The organism is Thioclava sp. PTB-PU3-1 (assembly GCF_055666785.1).
In genome coordinates this window covers 153,471-176,690 of record NZ_JBVNVL010000001.1, presented here as the reverse complement: position 1 = coordinate 176,690, position 23,220 = coordinate 153,471, and the positions used below count along the sequence as shown (strand labels likewise).

Genomic DNA, 23,220 nt, shown 5'->3' with positions numbered 1-23,220 from the left:
TTCATTTCTCCAGCCGCGTGAGTTTTTCGTCCAGACCGAACAGCGCGCGAAACCCCAACGCGTCGCGCGCGCCCAAGGCCTGCGCGCCTTGGATGCTCAGGTGACCCGCATCGCGGTAAAGCGGCGTGCCAGCCTCCTCCAGCGGGCAGGTCTCATCCGGACAAAGGACGCGGATCAGATCCAATACGCGCACGCCCTCGATCTTTTCTAGCCCGTCGAGCGCGGCGAAGGCCTGCGCGCGATAAGCCCGCGCCTCCGTCTTCCGCATCTCGCAACGCGCGCGGGGGCCGAAGCTGAGAAGCCCGCTCTCCGCCCGTCCGCGGCAGGCGAAGAAATTCGTGCCGACGGACGGGGGCGGGCTCACCAAGACGATCTGACGGTCGGGGCGCGCGATGGCCTGCACAGCCGCGTGCAAGGCGGCGCGGCCTCGGGCGAAACTCATTGCGACGGGCACGATCCGACCGCGCTCCATCGCGAGGCCCCGCGATTCAGAGCCGAGGATCTGTGCGACGGGGCTGGAAATGACGACGCGGGTGATCTCGGGATGGGCCTGCAGATAGGCGATGATTGCGGCGTTCGAGCGGATGCAGCCTTCGCCCCAGATGGCATCCTGACCAACCTCCGGCTGTATCTGGGACAGGCCGAGCGCCGGCGCGCAGGCGGATTTCGTGGCCTGCGCGATGGGGCCGATCTCGGGCGGTAGGGTCGCGGCCAGATGCATCGCGTAGCTGTCGCCCCAGAGGAACGTGGTCGGGTGCGGGCCTGTCGTGCACAGGGCCTCCGGGTCGAACGCCCCGGTGAAGTCGCATCCCGGCGCGATCCCGGTATTGGCGGACCCGAGCGCGAGGTAGTCGCGCGGAGGCGTGCGCAAGCCGGGCAGGGCGAGGGCGATCAGCCACAGCGCCACCGTCCCGCCAAGCGCCAGCCCCGCCGCGCGCGGCCATGAGGGCAGCGGCGCGCAGTGCAGCGGCCGTTCGATCCCGATATGCAGCAGATGGGCGAGCCCCAGCGAAACAGCGATCAGGCTCAGTCGCAGCCAGAGCGGCAAAGGCGCATCCAGCCACGCATTACGCGTCAGCGCGAAAAGCGGCCAATGCACGAGATAGAGCGCATAGGAAATCCCGCCGAGCCAGAGGAGCGGTCGCATCACCCAATGGCTGCCATTCATCCAAGGCGGTCGCGCCGCGATCACAAGCGCCGTGGCCCCGACCACGATCACCGCATCCAGCCCCGGATGTACCGAGCCCCAGCCCGCAGCCGGCGCGATGGCGCAGACCGCCAGCAATACGGCCAGCGCCAAGGGGCTGAGCAGGCGCAGCCAGCGTCCGGCACGCCTTGCGATCTGCGGCTCGAACAGCATCACCACAGCCCCGGACATCAGCTCCCACGCCCGCGTCGGCAGCAGGAAAAAGCTCGCAACCGGGCTGCGCGGGGCCAAAACGAGGCAGGCGACGAGGCTGACCGTCAGTGCGCCGATCAGTAGCTTCGGCCAATGCCTGCGCGGCGTAATCAGCATGGCGAGGGGCGTGACGAGGTAGAACTGCTCCTCCAGCGACAGCGACCAGCTATGCAGAAGCGGGTTCAACTGCGCGCCTGCGGTGAAGTAATTCACGCTCCGCCATAGCGCGATATTCGAGGTGAAGCTCAGCGCCGCCCCGAGCGTGTCGAGGAATCGCGCCATCTCGGCCTGAGACAGCAGCCAGAGCGCGGCCACGGCGGTCGCCAGATAGACGGCAAAGGCCGCAGGCAGCAGCCGCTTGGCGCGCGACAGATAGAACGCGCGCAAGGAAAACCGCCCCTCGGCCAGCGCGCGCGCGATCATCCCGGTGATCAGGTAGCCCGAGATCACGAAGAAGATGTCGACCCCGAGATAGCCGCCCGCGAGGGGCAGCTCGGCGTGATAGAGCACCACCATCCCCACGGCGAGCGCGCGCAGCACCTGAATGTCGCGCCGATGGGGCAGACCCGCGCTCATGCCGAGGCCTGTGCGGGGGTCGCGCGCAGGCCAGGCGCGATGTCGAGACTCAGCCAGTCGGGGATCAGATCGGGCCGTGGCTCCTGTGCCGTCCAGATCCCGTCCCGCAGCGTGAAGCCGTTCGCGGCATAGACGTCGCGGCACGGCGCGTTGAGGGGGCTCTCGTTGATCCGTCCGTGCAAGGGACGGCGTCCCGGGCGTGCCGCCAGCGCAGTCTGCAACAGCGCCGTCTCGATCCCGTAGCCGAAGGCCCGGCAACTCAACACGAATTGCGTGATTTCACCCACCTCGGCCCCATCCGCGATCACAAGCGCGCTCACGATCCCCATCGATCCGAACCTGTCGCCCGCCTCGGCAATCAGCACATGGCGGGAGGGATCGGAGAGCTCCTTGGCCGAGATCGGCACTTGTGTCGTGTTGAACTGATTGGTGCGCGCGATCAACTCACCCACCCGGGGCAGATCGCGCCGTTTGGCGGTGCGGATCGCGACCCGCAATCCAAGCTGGCGATAGGCGGCACCGGGGTCTTCGGAAGGCGTGGCGACACAGGCCTGCCGCGCCGCCCGCGCCTGATAGAGCGTGGTGCGGTCGGAACCCGCAAATGCGGCGCGCTGATCGGCCCAGTCGTCCAGCAACTGCCACGTCTCCGGCGCATTCGGGTCAAGCGCCAGCAGCCCCGGACACCCGGCTTCGGCCAGCGCGCGCTCATCGGCGCGATCGTCGAGAAAGACAAAGCTCTCGGGCGCGAGGTTCAGTTGCGCCGCGATCTTGGCGATATTGCCCGCTTTCGGCGCCCAGTCGATCTCGCGTGCCACGAAATCTAACGCCCGCAGTGCGGCACTCTGCCAACTGACATTCGCCGGATCGTTCTTCGAGGCCACCGCAAGCAGCACCCCGCGCGCCTTCAGTCGCAGCAACAGGGTCTGACGCTCGCGGTGATGCGTGATCGGACCTTCGCCGATTTCGCCCGCCCAAAGCGTATTGTCGAGATCACTCACCACGAGCTTGCGCCGGGAGAACAGATGCGCCGCACGGCAGGCGCGCAGATAGGGGCCGGATGCAAGGCCCGCAGCAAGCGCCGTCGGGTGCAGATCGTCCGCCTCGAAGAGCACGCGCCCCGCCGCCGCTCCCAGACGATGCGCCTCTGCAGCCTCCGGGATGCGCAGAACCGGGCGCGCCGCCCGCTGCGCCAGCGCGTCGAGCCTTGCGTTCAGCCACGCCGCCACGCGGGCCCGCCTCCGCGCGCCGATGCGATCCGTCACCGCACCGCGCCAACCCGAAGCCTGACGCGTGCCCGAGACGTCGTGCAGGTAAATCGGGGCATCGGTCCCAGCGAGGAGGTGGGATAGCGTCGCCTCAACCTCATCCAATGCGGCGCGCAAGCCGGGCAGGTCGCGCGCCATCGGGCGCAGGAGGGCACTGGGCGCAAGGGCGCGCGTATAGCTTTGCGCGAAGCCGAAACCGAAGGGTGCGTAGAAGACCAGATCGACCGGGCCAGCCCGCTCCAGCGCGCGGCGCAACTCCGCCCCGTCGCGCTGGGCGCAGAGATGCGGCGTGATCACGATGCCCTCCGCCGCCGCCGCGATCTGGAGCTGCGTCGCGATATCCCAGATCAGGCAATCCCCGATGAACAAAACCCGCAGCGCACGACCGGGCGGTCGGGCCAGCGTCTCGGTCAGCCGCGTCAAGCCTTCCATGAGCGTGGTGCGGGCAGCCTCCGACAGCTCCGGGCTGAGCCTGTCGTGCCAGAGAGCGGCGAGCGTAGTCCCGTCGTCCCCGGTTTCGGACAGCCGCGCGGCACCATATGTCAGCTTCAGCCATCCCGCCAAAGCCGTGAAGCCCTGCGCGGCCTCTCCCTGCGCGAGGTGATGCGCGAGCAAGGCACAGCCCGTGCGCGCCTGCTGCAGTGCCGCAGGGCCCGGCACCTCCGCCAGCCTTTGCAAATCCCCGGCAAGGGCGTCGATTTGCGCACGGATCGCGCGGGACAGCTCCAGCTCCCCCCCGTTCATCGCGCGGCCCTCCGGGGTTTCAGTCGTAGCCACGTCCTCAGCAGCGAAGGTGCAATCGCGATCATAAGCGCCTTTGCCCAAAGCGCTTTCGGCGCAACCTGCCAATCCACCTGCGCCAGCCGCGCGAGCGCCACATTCCGATGACCCACATTCGCCTGCCAGATCGCCGCATGCAGGCAGGAATAGGCGTGAAACCGCGCCGCGCTCCGCCGTCGCGGCAAAGCGATACGTCCGCTCGCGGTCCAGTCCGCGAAGGTCTGATGCCAGTGCGGCACCTCGCCTTGATACGCGCGCCAGCCGCTCGCGCCGTCTTCGATGTTATAGCGGGCGACGGGGGCGGGGAGATAGGCAAACCGCGCCTCGCAGCCCAGCCGAAACCATGTGTCGCTGTCCTCGCCGACCGTGACGCCTTCGGGAAATCCGCCCGCGCGGATCAGCGCGCCGCGGCGGATCATCACCGCGGAGGCGGTGATTTCCGGCCCGCCCCGAACCAGATGCGCGAAGTAATCGGTCAGAGAGAGAATAGGGGTCTCGGCCAGCTCCGGCGCGGTCAGACTATCCTGCCCCGCATGGCACACCTCGCCGAAGATCACCTCCGCCCCCGGCACCGCCCGTCTTGCGCGCTCGAACGCGGCCAGCGCGCCCGGCAGATAGGCGTCATCGGCGTCGAGAAAGGCGATCCAGTCGCGCCGCGCGGCCCGCATCCCGGCATTGCGCGCGGCACTCACACCGCGATTGTCCTGCCGGATCAGACGGATGGTAAGCGGCGAACGCGCGGCGATCCGCTCCACGAGTGCGGCGCTCTCGTCGCGGGAACCGTCGTCGATCACCACCACCTCGGCAGGCGCAGGCTGTTGCGCCTCGATCGAGGCGAGCGTGCGCGCGATGAAGGGCGCCTTGTCATGCAGTGGGATGACCACGCTCAGATCGGCGCAGCGGTCGGGCCCGGCGCTGGGCGTACAGAGGCGGGGCGTGCGGTCCATCCTTGGCGAAAGCGCGGTCATGCGAGGGCGACCTCTTCGGCGAATTCGGTGAAGGCGCGGGCCAGCCCGGCGATCACGCCGTCGATGGCGTCTTGCGGGGCGCAGCTCGCGAGGGCGCACAGATCGGCGAGGCTTTCCGAGCCTGTAAGCGCGACGGGGGTCCAGACGTGCCGGGCCACCGCGCTGGCGTAATCGTCGAATTTGAACCGCCCGCCGATCAGCCCCGGCGCAGCCAGCCAGATTGCGGGCAGGCCAAGCGCATCCGCCGCGATCAGCCCGTGCAGCGAGGCCGAGGCGATGCGTTCGCATGTGGCGATCTGCGCGATCACATGCGCGGGCGGGGCTCCGGGCGAGATCACCCGGATCGCCGCCCCATGCCGCGCCTTCAGCGCCGCGAATTCCGCCGCGTCGATGTGGGCGTGATGGGCCACCAGCCCGAAGGCATGGGTCGGCGCGGGCAGGGAGGTCCGTTTCTCGGTCCCTCCAACGAGAAGCCGCGTCGCGTAAAGTCCGGGATCGCCGAGGGTCGCGCTATGGCCCAGCCCTTCGATCCGGTCCCGGCTCAGCGCGCCGCGCAGCCCCACAATCCGCGCCCCGGTGAAGCGCCGTGTGCTGCGCGCATCGATGAACCCGGAGCCGAGGATCGTGCCGCGATATTGCTCGCTCAGGTGTTCGAGCACCGATCCGGTCGCGGTCAGCTGCGCGCGGTCGGGATAGGCATGGACCGGGGTGAAACCGTGATGGCGAAGGATCGCGGGCGTCAGCAGATCGCCGAAATTCAGCGTCTCGCGAAACCAATAGGCGCTGAGCCCGTTGCCCCGCGCGAGTGCAAGGCCCTGCTGGGGCAGCCGCTCGGCGAGGTGATAGCTCATCAGCCGGTCGATCCGGTGGCGCAGCATGAGGCTCATTCGCCCGCCCTCCCGATGAGGTTTGCGATACGCTTGGGGTCTTGTGCCGCAGCACCTTGGCCGCTCCGTGCAGCCTCCGCACGCAGGGCCGCGGCCTGCCGATAAAGCGCCGCCATCTGCGCCCCGACCTGCGGCCAGAGATAGTCCCGGGCCACAAGCGCCCGCCCGCGCGCGCCCATCGCCGCCCGCTCGGGCGCAGTCGTTGCACCAAGCGCGGCAATTGCGCCGCCCAACCCCGCCAGATCGGGCGCGACCCACCAGCCGCAGCCCGACGCGCTCAATTCACCCCAAGGGCTTCCGGTCGTCGCGATCACGGGGCGCGCGGCGGCCAGCGCTTCGGCCACCACAGTGCCGAAATTCTCGGTGTGGCTCGGCAGGATCAGCGCATCCGCCGCCGCGATTTCCGCCTGTTTCGCAGCACCCCAGACCGGTCCTGCGAGGGTGATGCGTTCTGCTGCACCCCGCTCGGCGGCGCGCGCGCTAAGCGCCGGGGTCAGGCCGTCCTCGTCGGGGCCAGCGATCCGCAGCTCCCAATCGCGCGGCGCGCAGGCGGCGAAGGCGCGGATCAGCGTGTCGAGGTTCTTCACCCGGTGCAGCCGCCCGAGAAACACGAGCCGTTTGCGCCCATTCGGGCTGCGCGTCCGGGTTGGTGCACCCTCCGGCGGCAAGGCGATCCCCAGCGGAACCTGCGCGATCCGCGCGACCGGGCAATGGTGCGCGACCGCCTCCGCCTCGGCCTGCGAGGTGACGTGCAACAGCTCCGCCCGCGCCAGATCGCGGCGCTGATACAGGTGCCACGCGAGGTCTTTCTTGCGCCGCTTATGCGCCCGCGCCCACGGCAGCAGCATCCCGTGCGGGCTGACGATCCGGCCCAGCCCCAGATCGATCGCAAGGCGCAGCCCCGCATGGTTCAGCGGATCCCACAGCCCATGGCTATGCACCACGATCCGCGCGCCGGCCCGCACTTGCGCGCGCATCCCGGCCATCGCCCGCGCGAGCTGGGCGACGTTCAGGCCATGCGTGGGCGCGACGCGCAGACAGTGCTCAGCGATCTCCGCGTCCGGGTCGAAGGCGCGGGTCAGAAAGCGGCTCGCGATGCCCTGCGCCGCAAGCGCCTCCGCCAGAGCGGGCGTATTGGCTGCGATCCCACCGGCGCAACGGCGCAGGTCCGGCACGATGTGCATAACGGTGATCTCAGGCGGGGGAGAGGTCATGGGAGAACTCCGGTTGAGGCGTCGGGTCGGCAGAGAGATGGTCCATAGCCGCGGTCGCGAGGGCGGCGGTGAACCGGGCAGGGGCGAAACGTGCGATGTCGGCCCGCAGTGCGGCGCTGAGGCGGGCTTGCAGGTCCGGGTCGCGCGACAGGGCCAGCAGTCGGCGCGCGGCCTCCGCCGCGTCCGAAAAGCTGCAGTCCGGGGCGGAGACGATCTCGTCCTGCCCGGTCCCGCGCGGCACCAGAGGGATCATCCCGCTCGCGGCCATCTCGGCGGTGGCGATGCCGAAGGCCTCCACCTCGCAGCAATTGAGCCCGTAGCGCAGCGATCCCAGAAGCGCGGTTTTCGCGGCACCGCTCTGAGGGGGCAGCCGTTCGATCCAATTCTGCCCAGCGATCAGCGCGCGGATCCGGGTCATGTAATCGGGCGGCCCGTCCGGCCCGGCGATCACGAGCCTGCCGCGAAACCCTTGGGCACGGGCGCGCGCGACGATGGCGATGGCCCGCTCGATCCGTTTTTCCGGTGCGATCCGGCCGAAAATCAGCACATCTTCGCGCCGTGCCGCCCAGTCGGGGAGCGAGCCGGAGGCGGCCAGCGCCACCGGCGGGGGGATCACGCGGACTTGGCCGGGGCAAAGCGGGGCACTCGCCGCAGCCAGCCAGCGCGAATTGGCGATCACCATGTCATCGGGGCGCGGGCGCAGCACGGGGCCGTCGATCACGCGGCGCAGGATCTTGGCGCGTGGGCCCGTTTGCCCTTCCAGCGCGGGATGCCAATCGCGGGCAGAGAGCAGATGCAGCGCGGGCGCGTTCCAGCGGCGGACGCCTGACAGCGAGACCCGCAGATCGTAGTCCCGCCCGAGCGCCGCCAGCGCCCGGTTGAACCGCGCGGCCTCAAACGTGCCGATAGGGCTTCGCGCGGGAAGGGTGAGCACCCGCAGGTCGCCGGGAGAGAGATCGGTGCCCGCCAGCGCGTTGAGCGCGTCGCAGTCGAAGCCGCCACGCGTGACGACGGTCAGATCGAACCGCTCGCGCAGCGCCACGAGGGCCCAGGCGGCCACCGCCTCGGCCCCGCCGCGCCCCCAGATCCCATGGGCGAGCACGGCGCGCGGTTTTTTGGATGGCGCGCTCATGCCGGTCCCTCCGCCGGGCGGCGTCGCAGGAGTGCGGTCAGCCGCGCACGTTCCGGCGCGCTCAGCCCTAGCCGCCAGCTTGCCCCAAGCCAGAGTGCCGCGCAGAGCCCGAGGCTCAGCCCCAGCCGTGGCGCGCCCTCGGGCAGCGTTCCCTGCACCAGCGCCGCGCCAAGCGCCACGGGCAGCGTGCTCGCCACCACCGGTATCAACGTCTCGCGCGCCCAGCGTGTTGCGGTGCCGGGGGAGAGGCGGGTCAGAAGCACGATGCGAAGCGCGGCGATCGCGGTGGTGGCGGCAAGCGCCACCCAGAGGGCCGCGCCGATCTCGCCACTGGCCCGACCTGCGAGATAGGCCGCAGGCAGGCTCATAACCGCCAGCGCCGCGCCCCAGCCTTGCATCCACGCGATGCGACCGCGTGCGAGAAAGGCCAGCCCCAAGCCCGCGCTCAACTGATCGAGCGCGAGTGCCGCCAGCATCAGCCGCACCACCATCACCATCTCGGGGTTGCTGCGGCCCAGCCAGAGCGACAGCAGCGCCGGGGCGTTCACCGCCATCGGGATCGCCGCCCCGAACGTGATAAGCGCAGCGATCCGGCTGGCGACCAGCGCGCCGGTGACGCTGCCGTCAGAGCCTCTTGCGGCATGATCGGCATAGAGGCGCGGGGCCAGAGCCTGACGTGTGGCCTCGGCGAATTGGCGCAAAGCGGCGGGGAGTTGATTGCCCAGCCCATAGGCCGCGCTCGCGACCGAACCGCCAAGCGCCGCCATCAGAAGAACCATGCCCTGCGCCCGCGCACTCGCCGCCAACCCGCCGAGAACCGACCACGACAGGAGCGCGGTCTGGCCGCGGGCGGGGCGGATGTTCAGGATCCAGCGCAGATGCAGCCGCGTCTCGGGCAGGGATTTGCGCGCCTGCCACGCCCCCGCAAGGGTTACGCTCAGGCTCAGCCCGGCGGACAGCGCGGCGAAAGCGGCAAGCGGCGGGGTCGGCTGCCCGATCAGAAGATAGGCCACCGGGAACAGAGCCACCGCCCGCGCCAGATCGAGCGCTGCGAACAGGCCGAACCGTTCACGGGCCTGCAATGCGGCCTCATAGGGCGCGAGCGCGATCGCGACGACGCTCGCCGCCAGAACGCAAAAGAAGGCGACCCGGGCCTGATCCGCCAGCGCGGGGGGCAGATCGAACAGCCGCGCCAGCGCGGGCGGGCCCAGAAGCGCACCGATCCCCGCCACGCCGAGCGCGACCCGCAGATGCAGCCCGATCAGCGCGTTGAAGAGGCGCGGGCGTTCTACCAGCGGCGCAAGAGAGAGCGCCCGCAGCGTCGTGCTTTGCAGCGCGCCGGTCACAATGCTTGCGATCAGCGCCAGCGCGAGGGCCGCAAGATAGGCCCCCATCGCCTCGATCCCCAAAGCGGCGAGCGCGAAGCGGGTGCTCAGGAACCGCGCAACCAGCCCGCCTCCGATCTGGCCCCATGCGATCGCCCCATTGCGCATCGCGCGTGACGGAGGTGATTGTGGTGAGGAGGAAGGCAAAGGCCGGGGGGACGATACGGAGACGCTCATCGGATACCGCCCTCCGACGATGCGCCATCCGATGCCGCGCGCGGGCCGCGCCCGTCTCCGGCGCTGACATCGCCCAGAACGACGACACGCGGCGGCACGATCGCTCCGGGGCGCAAGACGCGATGCGCCGTGACCCATGCGCTGTCGCCGATCTCGATGGGCCGCGCAAAGAAGCGGAAATCGCCGCGCGCCCAGTCATGGCTTCCGGTGACGATGCGCACCCCTTGGCTGATGCAGACATGCGCGCCGATGCGCACCGGGCCGGGATTGTCGATCCATACGCGCTCGCCCAGCCAGACATGCGCGCCGATCTCCAGAAGCCACGGGTATTTGATCGTGACGCGTGGCTTGCAGACGAGGCCGGGGCCGACTTTCGCCCCGAACCCGCGCAGGATCGCGGCTTTCGCGCGCGAGGGGATCAGGGCGAGAAGCGCCGATTGGAAGAAGAGCGCATTGACCAGATACCACGCCACGCGCCAGCCGAAGCTGCGATTGCCCGCGATTACCGGGCGGGGGAAGCGAGACAGGTCCTGCGTGGCGATGGGCCGGAAGGGACCTTGCCGGGAGGAGGGGCCCGGTTGCGGCGAGACAGGGAGGGGCATGGCGTCACGCATTGGAGCGCACCGCAGCTTGGGGGAAGCGTGCCCGGGCCGCTTCGATCGCGCCTGACACGCTCGGGCTGAGCCGAGCGGGCTTGAGCCGGGTGCGAATGCGCTTGGCCAGTGCGGTCGTCATCCCCAGCGCGGTCCAGAAGGCGGGGGTGGCGGCGCCTCCGGGCGAGAGCAGCCATGCCTCGAACTGCGCATGGGTGAAGAGCGCCGCGAGGTAGCCCAGCAACAGCGCCATCAGCACCCGGTCACTGCGGTGGCGCGCATGCCGGACCGCGAGAACCGCGCCGCGCGTGATCAGGAGCAGCATTCCGGTGAAGAGCGCGGCCCCCGCAAGCCCGACCTCTTCGATCAGCGCCAGCGCCGAATTGGTCTTCTCGCGCCCATAGTGCGACGCACTCGCCGACAGTGCGTAGTCGTCGAACCCATACGAGACGCCGAAGCCCAGCCCGAACGTTCCGCCCGCGCGCGCACCCTCGAGCGTGGCGGCCCATGTCTCTGCGCGCGAGGCGATCAGGGGCTCGGTCTGTGCGGACGCCTTGAAGAGATAGCGCTGCGTCAGCGCCTCCGCCCGGTCCGGGAAATAGAGCCACAGAAGCGACAGCACGGCCCCAAGCGTTGCCGCCGCAATCGCCAGCCGTTTGAAGCCGCGTCCCAGAAGAAAAGCCGCGATGAGTACCGTGAGCGACAGCAGGCTCGCCCGCGACAGGCTCATCAGCACCAGCACCGTCAGGATCAGTGCCACGGCCCGCCAGAACAGCCGTCTCTGTCGCCCGATCCGGCGCTGGGCGAGCCGCCAGAGCGGCAGTGGCGCGACGGTGAGGATCATCAGGGCGAGAAAGTTGGAATTGGCGCTCAGCCCCCGATAGAGCGAGATATCCGCGTTCATCTCGACCGTGCCGAAGCCGGAGCGCAGCCCGCCGATCCCGGCGAACAGCACCAGCGCCAGCAGCGGCCAGAGGATCGCGAAGAGATCGCGCCGCCGCGTGTGCTGTGCCCAGGCAGCGCCCGCCGAGGCGAAGGCCAGCGCGGTCAACGCGTAGGTCGCGGCTTTCGGCCCGCTCAGATGCGGCACGCTCGACCACAGCGCAGACAGCGCCGCCAAGCCCAGCAGCGCCAGCCTGCAATACATCCCGTCGCCCGGGATCTTGCGCCACAACCGCCCATTGAGGAGAAGTGCGAGGACCAGAACCCCCATCGCCGCCCAACGCGCGCCGGGTCCGAAGATCATGTTGACATAGATGACGCTCGGCGCGGCGGTTGCGGCGATGCCTAGGCCCAACAACAGGCCGCGTTTGCGGATCGCGAGCCTCACGCGCGTTCCGCCTTGCGGTTGGGCGCGGGCGCGGAGCTGGCTTCGCGCTCGGTTTCGGGCGCGTCGTGCGTCACCCGCTCGGCCAGCGTGCAAAGCTGGTCTGCCCAATCCGCGCTCGACCAGCCTGCGATGGCCGCAGGTGCATCGGCCTGCATCCGGGCGCGCAGATAGGGATCGGCGCAGACGCGGGCCAGCGCGGCGTGCAATGCGCCGGCGTCGCCCGGCGGCACGATCAGCCCGGCCTCGCGCCCGCCCAGCAGGTCGGGCACCGCGCCGCAGGCCCCGCTTGCCACGACACCGCAGCCGGCGGCGAGCGCCTCGCCGATCACCAGCCCGAAAGGTTCGGCGCGGCTTGGCAGGACAAGGCAATCCGCGGCGGCGAGGTGATCGCGCAGCGCCGTTCCCTCGAGGCGCCCGCGCCACAGGATACGGGGATCGCGTGCCGCCGCCTTCGCCAGTGTCTCGCCAAGCGGCCCGTCGCCCGCCACGATCAAACGCGCCTGAACGGCGTTGAGCTGCGCGAAAGCGTCCAGCAGCAGGTCCAGCCCTTTCTCTGAGGCGAGCCTTCCGAGGAACATCAGAACCGGCGCATCGGCTGCGATCCCGAGCCGCGCGCGCATCTTCTGCCGCCCGTCAGGGCCGAGGGTGCGAACGTGGCGCGCGATGGCGGCGGTGTCCGAACTCATCCGCCCGGTTACGATCTTCGCGGGCGGCACGCCTTGGTCGCGAAGATAGTCGGCAGCGCGCTGGCCCGCCGGGCTGAACCCGTCGATCATCGCGAGAATCCGACGCTTGAGGGCTGCGTGTATCCCGCGGGCGGGGCTGATCCATGTGTCGCTCAGCGCGATGATCCGCGCGCCCGAGGGCTTGCCGAGAACGATCGCGGCCAGCACGAGGACATGCGCCCAACCGGCGACGAAAATGACGTCGGGTCGCGTGCTGCGGATCTCGCGCCAGAGCGTGACGAGGGCAGGTAGGCGCCTCGCCGGCAGGACGGTTTCGGGCGCGGTGTTCGCCCATCGCTGCGTCGCTGCCGCGGAGACATAGCGCACGGTAAGGCCCGCAGGCCAGCGCGCGGCCAGCGCGGCGGTCATCGCGACCATGTAGGGCGCGGGCTCGATCAGCACCGCGAGCGCGGGGCCGGGACGGGCTTCGGGGCAGGGAGGCTTAACCGGCAAGGCGTGCCTCCTGCGGGTAAGGGGCGACGCGGGCGCAGGCGACGTGCAGCACCTCCGACAGCGCGCGGGCATGGGCGTCCCAACTGGCATGATCGCGGGCGAACCGGGGGCCAGACTGCGCGATCTCGCGCCAAGCGTTGCGCGGTCCGGTCAGCAGTGGGCGCAACGTCTCGACCAGCGCCCCGACCGAGCGCGGCGCGACCAGAAAACCGGTCTCGCCGTTGCGCAGGAATTGCCCGGGGCCCTGGCCCTCGACCCCGATGCAGAGCGCGCCGGCCGCCATCGCCTCGAGATAGACGATCCCGAAAGCCTCTCGCCATGAGGGCAATACGAAAATGTCGCTTTGTCCGAGCGTTGCGAGCACATCTTCATGTGGTTTCTGACCGGCGAGTGTGATCCTATCCCCGAGCCCCTGCCGCGCGATCTGGGCGGCGAGATTGGCACGCTCGGGCCCGTCGCCGATGATTGTCAGATGCCATGGCGCGTCCCCCTCGCGTGCAAGCCGTCCGAGCGCCGCGATCAGCAGGTTCAGCCCCTTGGCGGGATGCAGATTGGCGACGCTCACCAGCCGCAGGGGAGCCTCGTCCGGTAGCTGCGGGGGCGGACGGTCGGGCGCGGGATCGACCCCGTTCCAGACCACCTCGATATGATCCCCACGCCCGGACAGATCGGTCGCGAAACGGCGCAGCGGCTCGCCCACGACGACAAGCCGGTCGAGCCCGCCCAAGGCGTCGCGAAACCGCTCGGCCTGCCCGTTGGTCCAAAGATACCGCCAATTGCTGTTCTCGCCATGCAGCACGCCGACCACGGGCAGGCCCATCCGCGCGGCCAACGCCTGCGCCGCAGGGGCGAGCGTCTCTGTCTGCACGAGGATCACATCGGGACGGCGCGCGGCGATCATCTCGCCCGCCAGATCCGTAAGCGCCCGGTCGAGCGTGCGATTGGTCAGCTTGCGCATGAGCCCGCCCGGCAAGGTCGGGTAGCGCGCGAGCCGGATCTCCTCGATCTCGGGGAAGCGCGCCGCGTCGATCTCTCCACGATGCTCGGGCGAGGCGAGCCGCCCCGTGCCCACAGGCGTCAGCCCGCGCAGCACGCCGACCCGGACGCGGTGGCCCTGCCGTGCCAGCGCCCGTGCACTATCGGCGACGAAGCGGCTCGGCCAGCCGTCGGGGCGGTTCGGAAACCAAGGGGTCAGCATCAGGATGTCGAGCGATGCGTTGCTGATGATCACAATCCCACTCCTTCACTCGGTTCGCGAGGTCGGGAGGCGACGGGGCGCGCGCTTGGTTGACCTCGCGTTAACCGTCGCGCAAGCGAGGTTAATTTGAGGTTAATGGTCAAAAGCATGGCCTGTAGGGGCGGCCAGAAGGCCGCAGAGGGCGCATCGGAGAGCGGCCCGCGTGGCCCTGCGCGCTGTGATTTCTCGCGCGCGCGAACCGCGCAGCTGCAATTCTGGTTCCCGCAAAGAAACCTTTGCCGAGCTCCGGCGTTGAAGATATTCCAGCTTCTACGACACGCCGCAGACGGGTTTGTAATGACCAAGATTCACAGGCCCGCGCCTTCGCATGCGGTGTCCTTTCGACAAATCCTGAGACACGAGACCTCCGCCGCGCATGAGGCGGGGGAGGCGCAATTCTCCCAGTTCTTCGCGGCCCCGGCGCAGAAGCTGGGTTGGTTCCTCGCAGCGCAGGCCGCAGGACTTGGCGTGTTGGCGCGCCATGCGGCCCCTGGCGCGATCTGCGCTGGATTGCTGAGCGATCTGCTCGACCGGCTCGACCGGGATCTGGCGCGGCTGGGCCGTCCTGTGCGCCCGGTGCCGGACATGATTTCCAGGCAGGGCCTGCTCGACCCGCTGGCGGTCGACTATCTCGTACTGGGCTCGCGGCTCGGCACGCAGGTGATCGACCGTAAGGTCTTCGCCGAGACCCCGGCCGAGGCCAAACCGCTTTATTTTCAGGCACCTGCCGCCGGGGCGCTATGGAAACGGCATTGCGCGACGCTCGACGCGCTCAGCCCCGCAGACCCGCGCGCAGCCCGTATCGTCGCCGATGCGATACGGGGCTTCCATCTTTTCGCGCAGGCTGTGCAGGCGCAGGGGGCGGGCACAACGTCCGACGCTCTCGCACCAGCGCTTGCCTCCAATTCCAGTGACCATCCGCGGCCCGGCAGGATCGCGACAGACACCGATTTGACGCCCAAGGAGCCGACGTGACGTCCGATACCAGCCCCGCCCCCAGCCAGCGCCCCGTCGATCTGACCGATTGCGACCGCGAGCCGATCCACCAGCTTGGTCGGGTCCAGAGCTACGGAGCGCTTCTGGCGCTCTCGAGCGACTGGATCGTGCAACATGCCTCGAGCAATCTCGAGGAGATCCTCGGCATGGCCTGTGAGGAGGCGCTTGGCCGCCCACTGGCCGATCTGATCGTCTCGGATGGGTTCGACCGGATCCGCGCGAGCCTGCGCACGGCAGAGGGCGGCGAGACGGCGGTGCGGCTGTTCGGTGTGGTACTGAAAGCGAATGGGAAGAGTTTCGACGTCTCGCTGCATGCGTCGGGGCCGTATCTCGTTGTCGAATTCGAGCCGAAGCTGGAGGCGCGCGGACGCGATGTGATGACCGATGTCTACCCGCAGATCGCGCGCCTGCGTCGCGACCGGGGGCTGGAGCGGCTTGCGCGCGATGCGGCGATGGGACTGCAGGCGCTCTCGGGCTTCGACAGCGTGATGATCTACCAGTTTCAGCCCGATCAATCGGGCAAGGTCATCGCCGAGACCCGCAAGGACCAGCAGCGCCTCTATGACGGGCTGCGCTTCCCGGCCAGCGATATCCCGGTGCAGGCGCGCGCGCTGTATAAACGCGCGCTGCTGCGGTTGATCGCGGATGTGGACGATCCCGGTGCGCCGGTGCTGCCCGGGGTCGATCTGAACGGGCAGCCGCTCGATATGTCGCTGGCGGTGACGCGGGCGGTCTCACTGATCCATATCGAATACCTGCGCAACATGGGCGTCGGGGCCTCGATGTCGGTCTCGATCATGCGCGATGGTGAGCTGTGGGGGCTGTTCGCCTGCCACCATAGTCAACCGCGCTACATCGACTACGAGCTGCGCACCGCGATCGAAATGTATGCCCATATGTTTTCCTATGAACTCAGCAAGTTCGAGGATGGGGAGCGCAAGCAGGCGCAATCCGATACGGCCAGCCTGCAACGCACGCTGATGGGGCATATGGCCGATGGCAAGGCGCTGTCGGAAAGCCTGATGGCCGTCTCCGACGAGATCCGTCTGGTGATCCCGCATGACGGGCTCGTCCTTTATGAGAACGAGGAATTCAGCGCGACCGGTACGACGCCGACCAAGGAGGAATTCGCGGGGATCGCGCGGATGTTGGACCGGTCAATCGGGTCCTCGACCTTCGCGACCGATCAGCTGGGCCGCGCTCATGAACCGGCCCGCGACTTCCCGGAACGTGCGGCGGGGCTGCTTGCGATTCCGATCTCGAAACGGCCGCGCGACTATCTCGTGCTTTTCCGCCGCCAGATCGCGGATACGGTCGAATGGGCGGGCGATCCGACGAAACCCGCGCAGCTTGGCCCGAACGGCGTGCGGCTCACGCCGCGCAAGAGCTTCGAGGTCTGGCGCGAGACGGTCACCGGGCGCTCGGCCCCCTGGACGAACCAGCAATGCCACGCAGCGGAACTGCTGCGCACGGTGCTGCTGGAGATCTTCCTCAAGATCACCGACGCGACCTCGGCCGAGCGCAAGCGCGCGCAGGAGCATCAGGAACTGTTGATCTCGGAGCTGAACCACCGGGTGCGCAATATCCTCAACCTGATGCGCGGGCTGCTGGCGCAGTCGCGCAGCTCGGCGCGCTCGCTCGAAGAGTTCACCGACAATCTCGACGGGCGCATTCAGGCGCTGGCGCGGGCGCATGACCAGCTGACGGCCGAGCATTGGGAGCCCGCCTCGCTGCATGGGCTGATCTCATGCGAATTCGCGGCCTATGCCGACCGCAAGGCCGAGCGCGTGATCATCACCGGGCCCGATGCGCTGATCTCGCCGCAGGCCTATACGACGCTGGCGCTCGTGCTGCACGAGATGGCGACGAATTCGATCAAATATGGCGGGCTGTGCGACAGTGGCGGGCGCGTCGAGATCGCGCTCTCCACCGATCACAGCGGCGGTCTGCTGATCGACTGGAAAGAGCGCGGCGGTCCGCCCGTCACCCCGCCGAAACGGCGCGGCTTCGGGTCGATCATCATCGAGAACTCGATCCCGCACGAGCTGCGCGGCGATGCCGAGATTTCCTACAAGATGACCGGGGTGGAGGCGCAATTCCGCATCCCGCCGACCACGATCGCGGAGCTGATCGATCAGCCCGGCACGGAGGGAGACGTTGCGGCCGCACCCGCCGCGCAGACCGGCGCCGCATTCCGCCTGTCGGGGCAGGGGCTGGTGCTGGAAGACACGCTCATCATCGCGATGGATGCCGCCGGCGTGCTGGAGGATCTGGGCGCGCGCGACGTCAAGATCACCTCCTCGGTGGAAGGCGCGCTGACATGGCTGGACGGCGCGCGACCCGATTTCGCCGTGCTCGACGTCAATCTCGGGGACGAGCAATCCGTGCCGGTTGCCGAACGGTTGCACAAGATGGGCGTGCCCTTCGTGCTGGCCACGGGCTACGGGTCTGCGCCTGACCTGCTGGCAATCTACCCGCCCTGCACGGTCGTCCAGAAACCCTTCTCCTCCGACTCGCTCAGAGAGGCTTTGCAAAACGCAATTGCGTGACCCTACGCACAGAACTTCGATCATATCTGACGGTCCAATAACGATTTGACGTATCTGGCATGTAAGTTTCCGTGATAATTCTGACCCCGCGGGACTGGGCAAACGGGGGTCGCCATGAATGTGAGTGCCAACACGGTCGGCGGCAGCCGGGCCGATTTTACCGAGGACGAAATCGCGAAGCTCCGCGCGGCGCTGCACACGCTCGGGAATGTCGCCAGCGTCTGCGCCTCCAGCGCCCGCCTCCTGCCGCGATTTTGCGAGGATCAGGCGGCACTCGGGATTTGCGATGGGCTGAGCGAGAATGCCGACATCGTCCGTGCCACGATGGAGGATCTGAAAGCGGTACTGCGCCTCGACAGCCTTCAGTGACGGTCGTGGGTCTATGCGCGCGGCCCGGGCCGAGTGATCCGGCGCGGCGGTCCTTTGCGTAGCCCTGTCACCCAAGCAAGAGGAGAGCGCCATGCGCCGCCTGTCGATCGCCTTTCTCGTATCAAACCTTTGCGCTGCGCTGATGCCGAGCCTCGCCCCGGCGTCGATCTTCGGCGGCTGGACCGAACAGCGGTTTTCGCTGTTCTCCTCCAACGACTGGCAGCAATCGCGCGATGGCGTCGCGATGCGCTCGGACGGCTCGGTTTCGCTGATCTGGCGGGCGTTGCCGCGCGCAGATTGGGGCACGCGCAAGGCCGCGTGGCAGTGGTCGGTCAGCCAGAGCGTTCCGCCGACGCCGCTCGACCGCAAGGGCGGGGATGATCGCGATCTGTCGCTCTATTTCGTCTTCATGCCCGAGGCCGTCGCCCGCGCCAATGAAGGGGCCAGCATCCGCAAGCTTCTGGCGGTAAAGGAGGCGCGCGTGCTGATGTATGTCTGGGGCGGCAAGCATGGGCGCGGGGCGCTGCTGCCTTCGCCCTATCTGGGCGCGCGCGGCAAGACTGTGGTGCTACGCCCGGCGGGCACCGGCACGCATTCCGAGAGCGTCGATCTGGCGCGCGACTACCAGCGCGCTTTCGGAGGGCAGCCGACGCAGCTTGTGGGGCTGGCGCTGTCGGGCGACAGCGACGACACCGACAGCGCGATCCGCGCCCGGATCGAGGGGCTGAGCCTGAACTGACCGCGCGGCCTTGCCTCCGGTGATTTCACACAAAAACACTGCCAAGACATGACTTTGCCGGTAACCTGTGGCAGCAAGACCCAAAAGGGGGGGCAGGATGGCGCTCAATTTCCGACAGTCCGAAATTCTCGAGATCGCGCGCGACGAGGGGCGTGTCGTGGTCGAAGCCTTGGCCGAACGCTTCAATGTCTCGGTCCAGACGATCCGGCGCGACCTGACGGAGCTCTCCGAAGCGGGCCATCTGGAGCGCGTGCATGGCGGCGCGGTGATCCGCACCGGCGTGGTGAATTTCGCCTATGAAGAGCGCCGCCGGATGAACGAGGCGGCGAAAGCGGCGATCGGGCGGGCCTGCGCGCAGGCGATCCCGGATAACAGCTCCATCGTGCTGACGCTGGGCACCACGACCGAGGCGGTGGCGCGCGAGCTTCTGCATCATCGCAACATCACCGTGGTCACGAATAACATCAACGTCGCCAATATCCTGCTGGCCAATGAGAGCTGCGATATCCTCGTGGCGGGTGGCAACCTGCGCCGCTCGGATGGCGGGCTGGTCGGCGACCTGACGGCGGATTTCATGGGCGAGTTCAAAGCCGATTTCGCGGTGATCGGGACGTCGGCGCTCGATTCCGACGGCGACATGCTCGATTACGATCTGGCCGAGGTCCGCGTGAGCCGCCGGATCTTGCGGCAGGCGCGGCAGAGCTTTCTGGTGACCGACGCGTCGAAGCTGGAACGCTCCGCGCCGGTGCGGCTTGCCTCGCTCTCCGATATCGACCGGGTTTTCATCGACAAGCCCTTGCCGGACGCGCTCATGGCGCTTTGCGCGCAATGGGACACCGAGATCACCGTCGCGGAGTGAAGCTCAGCGCAGCACCCGCCTCAGCCCCGTCTGCACCCGCGTGAGTTCCGGCAGATAGGTCTCGATCAGGCTCTCCGCCGGATCGGCGCTCGCGGCCATCCCGGTGTTGAGCGCGGCCACGACCCGCCCGTGCATGTCGTAAAGCGGCACCGCGATGGAGCGCAGCCCGATCTCCACCTCCTGATCGATCACCGCGTAACCCTCGCGGCGCACCTGATCTATGCGCGCGAGGATTTCGCCCGGATCGGTGAGGCTGTAAGCCGTACGCGGCGTCAGGTCCGACGCCTCCACCGCGGCGCGCGCCTCCTCCGGGGGAAGAGCGGCGAGCAGCACGCGCCCCATAGAGGTGCAATGCGCGGGCAGCCGCGACCCCGGCATCAACCCGATCGACATCACCCGCCGCTGCGCCGCCCGCGCGAGATAGACGATCTCGGTGCCGTCGAGGATCGAGACCGAGCAGCTTTGCCCGATCCGATCCGTCAGCTGATCGAGCCACGGCTGCACGATCTGCGGCAGCGGCAGCGAGGCCAGCGCCCCCATCCCGAGCCGCAAGACCTTCGGCGTGAGCGTGAAGAACTTGCCGTCGTATTCCGCGTAACCATCCGCGTTCAGCGTCAGCAGGCAGCGCCGCGCGGTGGCCCGGTCGAAGCCGGTGGCCTGCGCCACCTCGGCAATCGAGAGCCGTGGCGTCTCCGCTCCGAAACATTCGATGACGCGCAGGCCTTTCGCGAAAGAGGCGATGAAATCGGTCGGTTTGTTCAACATGCGAACAGGTTTTCTCGCGATGCGAACAAATGTCAAGATGCGCACGAAATCCGTGGAAAGCCGCTCCACGCAGGTCTAAATCCGAGGCCTCAGGAGGACCGCAAATGGACAAGAGACTTTCCTCGCTGACCGAGGCCGTGGCCGATATTCAAGACGGCGCCACGGTGATGATCGGCGGCTTTGGCGGCTCGGGGGCCCCGATCGAACTGATCCACGCCCTGATCGACCGCTTTCTCGAAACCGGCTCGCCCAAGGGGCTGACCGTGATCAACAACAACGCGGGCAACGGCCATGTCGGCATCGCGGCGATGATCGAGCAGGGCATGGTCAAGAAGATGATCTGCTCCTTCCCGCGCTCGGCCGATCCGACGGTGTTTACGGAACGCTACCTTGCGGGCGAGATCGAGCTGGAACTGGTGCCCCAAGGCACGCTGGCCGAACGTATCCGCGCAGGCGGCGCGGGCATCCCCGGCTTCTTCACGCCGACCTCCGTCGGCACCGATCTGGCCGAGGGCAAGCCGGTGCAGCAATTCGATGGCCGCGACTACGTGATGGAGCGCTGGCTCAAGGCCGATCACGCGCTGATCAAGGCCGAGCAGGGCGACGCGCTTGGCAACCTGACCTACCGGATGGCCGCGCGGAACTTCTCGCCGCTGATGGCGACGGCGGCAGAAAAGGTCGTCGTGCAGGTCACGAAAGCGGTGGAGCCGGGCGAGATCGACCCGGAAGTCATCGTCACCCCGGGGATCTTCGTGGATGCGATCATCGAGGTCGCCAACCCCGCCCAGGAAGAAGAGTTGAACCGCGCCGGAGCCCATCACCCATGACCCAGAAACTGAGCAATGCACAGATCGCCTGGCGCGCCGCCCAGGACATCGAGGACGGCGCCTATGTGAACCTAGGGATCGGCTTTCCTGAGATGGTCGCGCGGTTCCAGCCCGAAGGCCGCGAGGCGATCTTCCACACGGAAAACGGCGTGCTGGGCTTTGGCCGCGCACCCGAGCCCGGTCAGGAAGACTGGGACCTGATCAATGCCGGGAAAAAGGCGATCACGCTGAAGCCCGGCACCGCCTTCTTCCACCATGCCGACAGCTTCGCGATGGTGCGCGGCGGGCATCTCGACGTGGCGATCCTCGGCGCCTATCAGGTGGCCGAAACGGGCGATCTGGCGAACTGGTCGACCGGGCCGAAAGGCGTGCCGGCCGTGGGCGGGGCGATGGACCTCGTGCACGGGGCCAAGCGCGTGGCCATCATCACCGACCACGTCACCAAGAAGGGCCAGCCGAAGCTGGTCGAGGCCTGCACCTTCCCGCTGACCGGTGTGGGCTGCGTGACCCGCGTCTATACGTCGCTCGCCGTGGTGGACGTGGTGGATGGCCGCTTCGTCCTGCGCGAAAAGCTCCCCGCGATATCGATGGAGGAGCTGCAAGCCGTCACCGGCGCGACCCTCCATGTCGAGGGCGAGGTGGGTGACCTGATCTGTCCCGAGGAGTTGGCCGATGCGTGACGCTTATATCTGCGACTATATCCGAACCCCGATCGGCCGTTTCGGCGGCGCGCTGGCGCCTGTCCGTGCCGACGATCTGGGGGCGATCCCCTTGAAAGCCCTGATGGCGCGCAACACCGGCGTCGATTGGGAGGCGGTCGAGGATGTGATATTTGGCTGCGCCAATCAGGCGGGCGAGGACAACCGCAACGTGGCCCGCATGTCGGCGCTGCTCGCGGGTCTCCCGGTGAACGTGCCGGGGACCACGATCAACCGGCTTTGCGGTTCGGGCATGGATGCCATCGTCACCGCCGCCCGCGCGATCAAGGCGGGCGAGGCCGATCTGATGATCGCGGGCGGCGTCGAGAGCATGTCGCGCGCGCCCTTCGTGATGCCCAAGGCCGAGGCCGCCTATAGCCGCGCCAATGCGGTCTATGACACGACCATCGGCTGGCGCTTCGTGAACAAGCTGATGAAAGACGCTCATGGCGTCGACTCGATGCCCGAGACGGCGGAGAACGTGGCCGATGATTTCGGCGTGAGCCGCGAAGATCAGGACGCCTTCGCGCTGCGCTCGCAGGAGGCTGCGGCCAAGGCGATGGAAGAGGGCCGTCTGGCCGAGGAGATCACCCCGGTCACGATCCCGCAGCGCAAGGGCGATCCGGTCGTGGTCGACAGTGACGAACATCCGCGCCCCGGCACCACGCTGGAGGCTTTGACCAAACTGCGTCCCATCGTGCGGCCTGACGGCACGGTCACGGCGGGCAACGCGTCGGGCGTGAATGACGGGGCTGCGGCGCTGATCATCGCCTCCGAGGACGCCGTGCGCAAACACGGGCTGACGCCGCTGGTGAAAATCTCCGGCGGGGCCGCAGCTGGCGTGCCGCCGCGGATCATGGGCTTCGGGCCTGCGCCTGCGTCCAAGAAGCTAATGGCGCGGCTGGGGCTGTCTCAGGACGCCTTCGACGTGATCGAGCTGAACGAGGCCTTCGCCAGCCAAGGTCTGGCCACGCTGCGCGATCTCGGTATTGCGGATGACGATGCCCGTGTGAACCCCAATGGCGGCGCGATCGCTCTGGGGCATCCTCTGGGCATGTCGGGCGCGCGGATCACCGGCACGGCGGCGCTGGAGCTGGTGCGCCGCAAGGGCCAACGGGCGCTCGCCACGATGTGCATCGGCGTGGGGCAGGGCATCGCCGTGGCGCTGGAAGCGGTGTAGAGAGCTGCGCCCGGTACGCGCCGAAGGCGCAGGGCGCGCGCCGGTCCGTCCCGACGGGCTGGCGCATCTGCAGCCGGGCACGCCGCCTCAATGATGGAGGGGCGTGGCGGGCATCAA

The 23,220-nt window shown here is 68.5% G+C and carries 20 protein-coding genes; 8 read left to right on the top strand and 12 right to left on the bottom strand.

Annotated features, from left to right (window positions below):
* Window position 1: 1 nt before the first annotated feature.
* The 11 genes from ACZ7GB_RS00850 to ACZ7GB_RS00800 form a co-directional block, all read right to left on the bottom strand.
* Complete coding sequence (locus ACZ7GB_RS00850; RefSeq protein WP_472157279.1) at window positions 2-1,975, bottom strand: acyltransferase family protein; 1,974 nt, start codon at window positions 1,973-1,975, stop codon at window positions 2-4.
* Window positions 1,972-3,984, bottom strand: coding sequence for an HAD-IIIC family phosphatase (locus ACZ7GB_RS00845; RefSeq protein WP_472157277.1), 2,013 nt, complete (start codon window positions 3,982-3,984; stop codon window positions 1,972-1,974). Before ACZ7GB_RS00845 ends, ACZ7GB_RS00850 begins: the two co-directional genes overlap by 4 nt.
* Window positions 3,981-4,988 carry a glycosyltransferase family 2 protein gene (locus ACZ7GB_RS00840; RefSeq protein ID WP_472157275.1) on the bottom strand — a complete coding sequence of 336 codons (1,008 nt, stop codon included), beginning with the start codon at window positions 4,986-4,988 and terminating at the stop codon, window positions 3,981-3,983. The genes ACZ7GB_RS00845 and ACZ7GB_RS00840 overlap by 4 nt, the downstream gene beginning before the upstream one ends.
* Window positions 4,985-5,875 (bottom strand): polysaccharide pyruvyl transferase family protein, encoded by an 891-nt coding sequence (locus tag ACZ7GB_RS00835; protein WP_472157274.1) that lies wholly within the window; start codon window positions 5,873-5,875, stop codon window positions 4,985-4,987. The genes ACZ7GB_RS00840 and ACZ7GB_RS00835 overlap by 4 nt, the downstream gene beginning before the upstream one ends.
* Complete coding sequence (locus ACZ7GB_RS00830) at window positions 5,872-7,089, bottom strand: glycosyltransferase (protein ID WP_472157273.1); 1,218 nt, start codon at window positions 7,087-7,089, stop codon at window positions 5,872-5,874. The genes ACZ7GB_RS00835 and ACZ7GB_RS00830 overlap by 4 nt, the downstream gene beginning before the upstream one ends.
* Entirely contained in the window at window positions 7,070-8,221 is a 1,152-nt protein-coding gene (locus tag ACZ7GB_RS00825) for a glycosyltransferase (protein WP_472157272.1), read from the bottom strand. Before ACZ7GB_RS00825 ends, ACZ7GB_RS00830 begins: the two co-directional genes overlap by 20 nt.
* Window positions 8,218-9,714 (bottom strand): lipopolysaccharide biosynthesis protein, encoded by a 1,497-nt coding sequence (locus tag ACZ7GB_RS00820; RefSeq protein WP_472157270.1) that lies wholly within the window; start codon window positions 9,712-9,714, stop codon window positions 8,218-8,220. Before ACZ7GB_RS00820 ends, ACZ7GB_RS00825 begins: the two co-directional genes overlap by 4 nt.
* A 65-nt stretch (window positions 9,715-9,779) precedes the next feature.
* Window positions 9,780-10,397 (bottom strand): LbetaH domain-containing protein, encoded by a 618-nt coding sequence (locus ACZ7GB_RS00815; RefSeq protein WP_472157268.1) that lies wholly within the window; start codon window positions 10,395-10,397, stop codon window positions 9,780-9,782.
* The gene (locus tag ACZ7GB_RS00810; protein WP_472157267.1) at window positions 10,390-11,706 is read right to left on the bottom strand and encodes an O-antigen ligase family protein; all 1,317 of its coding nucleotides are present in this window, start codon (window positions 11,704-11,706) and stop codon (window positions 10,390-10,392) included. The genes ACZ7GB_RS00815 and ACZ7GB_RS00810 overlap by 8 nt, the downstream gene beginning before the upstream one ends.
* On the bottom strand, window positions 11,703-12,884 hold the full coding sequence (locus ACZ7GB_RS00805) for a glycosyltransferase (RefSeq protein WP_472157265.1): 1,182 nt from the start codon (window positions 12,882-12,884) through the stop codon (window positions 11,703-11,705). Before ACZ7GB_RS00805 ends, ACZ7GB_RS00810 begins: the two co-directional genes overlap by 4 nt.
* The gene (locus ACZ7GB_RS00800; protein ID WP_472157263.1) at window positions 12,874-14,115 is read right to left on the bottom strand and encodes a glycosyltransferase family 4 protein; all 1,242 of its coding nucleotides are present in this window, start codon (window positions 14,113-14,115) and stop codon (window positions 12,874-12,876) included. The genes ACZ7GB_RS00805 and ACZ7GB_RS00800 overlap by 11 nt, the downstream gene beginning before the upstream one ends.
* A 303-nt stretch (window positions 14,116-14,418) precedes the next feature.
* Here ACZ7GB_RS00800 and ACZ7GB_RS00795 point away from each other — a divergent pair, with 303 nt between their 5' ends.
* From ACZ7GB_RS00795 to ACZ7GB_RS00775, 5 genes are all read left to right on the top strand, one after another.
* Entirely contained in the window at window positions 14,419-15,096 is a 678-nt protein-coding gene (locus ACZ7GB_RS00795) for a heme oxygenase-like domain-containing protein (RefSeq protein ID WP_472157261.1), read from the top strand.
* Window positions 15,093-17,666 carry an HWE histidine kinase domain-containing protein gene (locus tag ACZ7GB_RS00790; RefSeq protein WP_472157259.1) on the top strand — a complete coding sequence of 858 codons (2,574 nt, stop codon included), beginning with the start codon at window positions 15,093-15,095 and terminating at the stop codon, window positions 17,664-17,666. Before ACZ7GB_RS00795 ends, ACZ7GB_RS00790 begins: the two co-directional genes overlap by 4 nt.
* 114 nt (window positions 17,667-17,780) lie before the next feature.
* A complete protein-coding gene (locus ACZ7GB_RS00785; protein WP_078519256.1) occupies window positions 17,781-18,035 on the top strand; it encodes a hypothetical protein in 255 nt (84 codons plus the stop codon).
* 91 nt (window positions 18,036-18,126) lie between these two features.
* Window positions 18,127-18,774 carry a DUF3047 domain-containing protein gene (locus ACZ7GB_RS00780; RefSeq protein ID WP_472157258.1) on the top strand — a complete coding sequence of 216 codons (648 nt, stop codon included), beginning with the start codon at window positions 18,127-18,129 and terminating at the stop codon, window positions 18,772-18,774.
* A 97-nt stretch (window positions 18,775-18,871) separates the two neighbouring features.
* Window positions 18,872-19,633, top strand: a complete 762-nt coding sequence (locus tag ACZ7GB_RS00775) for a DeoR/GlpR family DNA-binding transcription regulator (protein WP_472157257.1) — start codon at window positions 18,872-18,874, stop codon at window positions 19,631-19,633.
* A gap of 3 nt (window positions 19,634-19,636) precedes the next feature.
* Here ACZ7GB_RS00775 and ACZ7GB_RS00770 read toward each other — a convergent pair whose 3' ends face one another.
* Window positions 19,637-20,398 (bottom strand): IclR family transcriptional regulator domain-containing protein, encoded by a 762-nt coding sequence (locus ACZ7GB_RS00770; protein WP_472157255.1) that lies wholly within the window; start codon window positions 20,396-20,398, stop codon window positions 19,637-19,639.
* Window positions 20,399-20,502: 104 nt separating this feature from the next.
* Between ACZ7GB_RS00770 and ACZ7GB_RS00765 the strand changes: the two genes are divergently transcribed.
* The 3 genes from ACZ7GB_RS00765 to pcaF are packed head-to-tail and all read left to right on the top strand — an operon-like array spanning window position 20,503 to window position 23,103.
* The gene (locus tag ACZ7GB_RS00765; protein WP_078519252.1) at window positions 20,503-21,225 is read left to right on the top strand and encodes a 3-oxoacid CoA-transferase subunit A; all 723 of its coding nucleotides are present in this window, start codon (window positions 20,503-20,505) and stop codon (window positions 21,223-21,225) included.
* Entirely contained in the window at window positions 21,222-21,905 is a 684-nt protein-coding gene (locus ACZ7GB_RS00760) for a CoA transferase subunit B (protein WP_472157253.1), read from the top strand. The genes ACZ7GB_RS00765 and ACZ7GB_RS00760 overlap by 4 nt, the downstream gene beginning before the upstream one ends.
* Window positions 21,898-23,103 (top strand): 3-oxoadipyl-CoA thiolase, encoded by a 1,206-nt coding sequence (gene pcaF / locus ACZ7GB_RS00755; protein WP_472157252.1) that lies wholly within the window; start codon window positions 21,898-21,900, stop codon window positions 23,101-23,103. Before ACZ7GB_RS00760 ends, pcaF begins: the two co-directional genes overlap by 8 nt.
* Window positions 23,104-23,220 lie beyond the last annotated feature (117 nt).